Origin of the sequence: Pseudoalteromonas sp. 120-MNA-CIBAN-0494 (assembly GCF_040308885.1) — a bacterium.
In the GTDB taxonomy this organism is placed as follows: domain Bacteria; phylum Pseudomonadota; class Gammaproteobacteria; order Enterobacterales; family Alteromonadaceae; genus Pseudoalteromonas; species Pseudoalteromonas nigrifaciens.
In genome coordinates, this window is sequence record NZ_JBEOOE010000065.1 from 1 (window position 1) to 4,660 (window position 4,660).

Sequence of the window (4,660 nt, forward strand, 5' to 3'; positions counted from 1 at the left end):
TTTCATACATTAACCGACACTTGAGTCGGTTTTTTTATGCCTGAAATAAAGTGAAATTATTGTGTGGCCGAGAACCGAGCACTCGCAGGTTCACTCTTACAAGATACGTCCTGCGCCCACCACTTTCATACATTAACCGACACTTGAGTCGGTTTTTTTATGCCTGAAATAAAGTGAAATTATTGTGTGGCCGAGAACCGTGCGGTCACAGGTTCACTCTTACAAGATACGTCCTGCACCCATTACTTTCATATATTAACCGACGCTTGAGTCGGTTTTTTTATGCCTGAAATAAAGTGAAATTATTGTGTGACTGAGAACCGTGCGGTCACAGGTTCACTCTTACAAGATACGTCCTGTGCTCACCACTTTCATACATTAACCGACACTTGAGTCGTTTTTTTTATGCCTGAAATAAAGTGAAATGTAGGTTGCTACCCAGTAAACACCGAGTTTATTTATTCGTCGTAGACGCAGAGCCTAATCACCATATCAATTCAAAGCCTGCTCAAGCCCACTTAACCCCTTTCTAAAGCTGCTCTTTATCACTACCTATGTTATTTTAAGTACCTTGTTTAAAAGGATCTGACTGTATGTTTAAAACCCTATTTATTACGTTGTTTTTTATTTTTAGCGCTACTTTAATACTCAGCGTACAAGCTGATGAAGCTAAAGGTTCAATTGTTGTGGGGGCGCAGCAATACACAAAGTATTTACCGCAGTTAAAAAATAAGCGCGTAGGGCTGGTGGTTAATCAAACATCAACAGTAGAAAAAATCCATTTAGTAGATAGCCTGCGGGAAAAAAACGTAAACATAACTAAAATATTTGCACCTGAGCATGGCTTTCGTGGCGATCACGATGCGGGGGCGCACGTAAAAAATGCCGTTGATAGTAAAACAGGTATTCCACTTATTTCCATTTACGGCAACAATAAAAAACCGAGCGCCGAAGTTTTAGCTGATGTTGATGTAATAATTTTTGATATTCAAGATGTGGGAGTGCGCTTTTATACTTATATAAGCTCTATGCATTACATGATGGAAGCAGCTGCCGAGCAAGGGGTGGAGTTTATTGTACTCGACAGACCAAACCCAAATATTGCTTATGTTGATGGGCCCATATTAGAGCCACAATTTAAGTCATTTGTAGGTATGCACCCCATTCCTATCGTTCATGGTATGACTGTGGGCGAGCTTGCAAACATGATCAAAGGTGAAGGCTGGATCAATCAAGCTACTGTTTTAGAGCTTAACGTGATCCCAGTTACTGGTTATACGCGCGCAACTAGCTATAGTTTACCGATAAAGCCAAGCCCTAATTTACCAAATGATACTGCTATTTCGCTTTATCCGTCCTTGTGCTTTTTTGAAGCCACGCCAATTAGTATTGGCAGAGGTACCGACTTTGCGTTTCAGGTTATAGGGTATTCACCGATTGCTTTAGGAGAGTTTAGTTTTACCCCGCGTGCTATTAAAGGCGCGGCACTAAACCCTAAATTTAAAAACCAAGCTGTGCAGGGGCTCGACTTACGCCAAGCCACCACTAAAGGGTTAGATTTAAGCTACTTAATAAGTGCTTATAAGCAGCTTAATAATGATATTACGTTTTTTGAGCGCGCTGATTTTATGGATAAGTTAGCAGGTACCGATAAGCTGCGCTTAGCTATTGAGGCGGGGCAATCGGCACAACTAATAAAGCAAACTTGGCAGGCGGGGTTGATGCAATTTAAACAGCAAAGAGCACCTTATTTGTTATATGAGTAAAAGGCAGCTTATGTACTTATATTTAAAAAATAAAAATTATTACAGTATAAAAAAGTTATTAATAGTGGCTTTAAGTTTTATGCTGGGGGCATGTAGCTCCTCTGTAGAGCCGCTCGAGCCCAAGGCGCTATTAACGCAAAGTAAACTTGTTGAGCTGCCTAATGCGCAAGTAATTGTTACCTTTCCTGAGCCAAATCCTAGTAGCCGTAAGTATGTAAATAATCGCGGCACGTTTAAAGCCTATAAAGGCCATGGGCAGCTGTTAATTCAAAATCATAGTGCTAAAAGTGCCGACATTTATATAAATAATCAACTGCTTAATATTAAGCAATTGCTCGGCGCTAATACTGTGTACCAATATAGTTTAGCAAAGCTAACGCATAACGGGGTTAACACCTTTAAAGTTGCAAACATTCAACCAGCGGGAGCAAGTTTAACGCTGCGCTTTGCGTTTCCTACTTTAAATAAAGCATCGCATCAGCAGGCTAATTTTAGTGAGGTAGATGCATTAATAGAGCGAGATATTAAAGCGGGTTTTCCTGGTGCTGTTTTAGCGGTAGTAAAAAATGGTGAGTTAATTAAATTAACTGCTTATGGCGATGCAAAACAGTATCAACAAAATGATTTAATGCTATTACGCCCAGAGCCAATGCAAACCGATACCTTATTTGACTTAGCCTCTAATACTAAAATATTTGCTACCAACTTTGCATTAATGAAGTTAGTAAGCGAAGGCCTATTAAATATTAATAAGCCAGTGCAATTATACTTACCAGAGTATCAAGGCGATGGTCGAGAGCAGCGACGCGTAAAAGATTTACTCACGCATAGCGCAGGCTATCCGCCGGTGTTTGACTTTCATCGTAAAGACAGTAGCAATGGCGATGTGTTTTACTCACAAAATAGCCATACTACAAAAAAGCTCTTACTTACCAGTGTGCCACTTAGCGCAAAATCGCTCGGGCAGCATGTTTATTCAGATATTGATTACATGATTTTAGGAGTATTGGTTGAGCGTATAACCGGTCTTTCACTTGACGATTACCTAGAGCAACAAGTATATGCGCCATTAAAATTGCATAACACTGTGTTTAACCCCCTTAAAAAAGGCTTTAATGCTCAGCAATTTGCCGCTACAGAGCTGGGTGGTAACACGCGAGACGGACGAATCAAATTTGATAATATTCGCACCCATGTTTTACAAGGCCAAGTACATGACGAGCGTGCGTACTATTCTCTAGGTGGCGTAGCAGGGCACGCGGGGTTATTTAGTAATGCGCCAGATTTAGCCATACTTTGTCAGCTACTATTAAATAATGGTGGTTACGGCGATAAGCAGCTTTTTAGTGCAAGTGCTTTAGCGCAGTTTTTAACCCCACAAAGTAGCGATGAAACCTACGGGCTGGGCTTTAGGCTTGCTGGTAATAACCAAGCAAGGCGTTGGCACTTTGGCCCTTACGCAAGCGCACAGGCTTATGGGCATACAGGTTGGACAGGCACAGTAACGGTAATTGATCCCGTTTACGACTTAGCGATTATTTTATTAACTAATGCGCGGCATACGCCAATTACAGGCTCGCAAAAAAGTTATCAATTTAGTGGTAAAAATTATGAAACTGCACAATATGGCTCGGTTGTTTCATTAATATACGAAGCGTTATTAAATCAATAAACTGACAGTATAAATAGCATATATCAATGTGCTTAGTGGTTTACTTAAATGGTTTTTGACTGTAAAACTTAAGCTAGATAACAAAGTGTAAAATATTTACCCCGTAAATAAGCACACTAAAATAAAGGTTAATTTATGTCTTGGTATTCTATTTTACCGCCGTTAATCGCCATTGCTGTCGTATTTTGGCGCAAAGAGGTCATTATGGCGCTGTTGCTTGCAGTGGCTTCGTCAGAGTTTTTACTCGCATTACAGGGGGAGGGCAGTAGTGTATTTAATACCTTTTTAAACACTATTGAACGTATTGTTAGCGTAGCAAGCTCGCCCGGCAATACCCGTATTTTAATTTTTAGTATTTTGATTGGTGCTTTGCTTGCCTACATTCGCGAGTCGGGTGGAGTAGCCGCTACCGTTAATATGTTAATGAACAAAGGTATAGCGAAAAGTAAGCGCCAAGTTGGCTTTTTAACTATGTTTACTGGCATTGCGGTGTTTATAGAGTCAAACCTGAGTGTACTTACTGCGGGTATTTTATCGCGCGGATTATTCGATAAATTTAAAATGAGCCGCGCCCGCTTAGCTTATATTATCGATAGCACCAGTGCGCCGGTATGTATTTTAATATTACTAAATGGTTGGGGCGCATTTGTACTAGGGTTATTAAGTAACTACGAGTTAGGTGAATCGGCTGTATCGGTACTTTGGGGCAGCGTAGGCTATAACTTTTACGCCATAATCACGCTTGTTATTGTTTTTTACACCATTGCGTTTGATAAAGTACATGGCCCAATGAAACAAGCTGAGCAAAAACTAGAGCTACAAACAACTGACTTAAAAGAAGAAGTAAAAGGCTCTAAAGCACGCTTTATGTTAGTGCCCCTTATTACGCTGATTGTTAGCATGGTGGGCTTTATGTTTTACACAGGTAACGGTGTATTGGCAGAAGGTAGTGGCTCAAAGTCGGTATTGTATGCAACCGTTTTAGCCATAGTTGTAGCTTACTTTTTAATGCTAGCATCACGCCAATTTAGCCACCATAAGTTAGTTGAAACAGGCTTTAAAGGGATGGGCGAATTACTGCCATTAGTAGGCATTGTATTGTTATCGTTAACTTTAGGAGCAAGCTTAAAAGAGTTGGGTACTGGTATTAAGCGACAATTACGGTGGCCGGTCTAGCGACAATTATCTTGGCCGGTTGATCTGATAAAGTTCGGTATAGCAG

At 40.5% G+C, this 4,660-nt stretch carries 2 protein-coding genes and 1 pseudogene; all 3 read left to right on the forward strand.

Translation table 11 applies throughout. From position 1 onward, the window contains the following. Positions 1-593 precede the first annotated feature (593 nt). Positions 594-1,766: a DUF1343 domain-containing protein gene (locus AAEY55_RS17830; RefSeq protein ID WP_350552546.1), complete on the forward strand. Its 1,173-nt coding sequence runs from the start codon at positions 594-596 to the stop codon at positions 1,764-1,766. Between the two features lie 10 nt (positions 1,767-1,776). After that, the gene (pbp4b, locus tag AAEY55_RS17835) at positions 1,777-3,438 is read left to right on the forward strand and encodes a penicillin binding protein PBP4B (RefSeq protein WP_089368930.1); all 1,662 of its coding nucleotides are present in this window, start codon (positions 1,777-1,779) and stop codon (positions 3,436-3,438) included. Between the two features lie 135 nt (positions 3,439-3,573). Then, positions 3,574-4,587: pseudogene (locus AAEY55_RS17840) on the forward strand (sodium:proton antiporter); the annotation flags it as partial. Between the last annotated feature and the right edge of the window lie 73 nt (positions 4,588-4,660).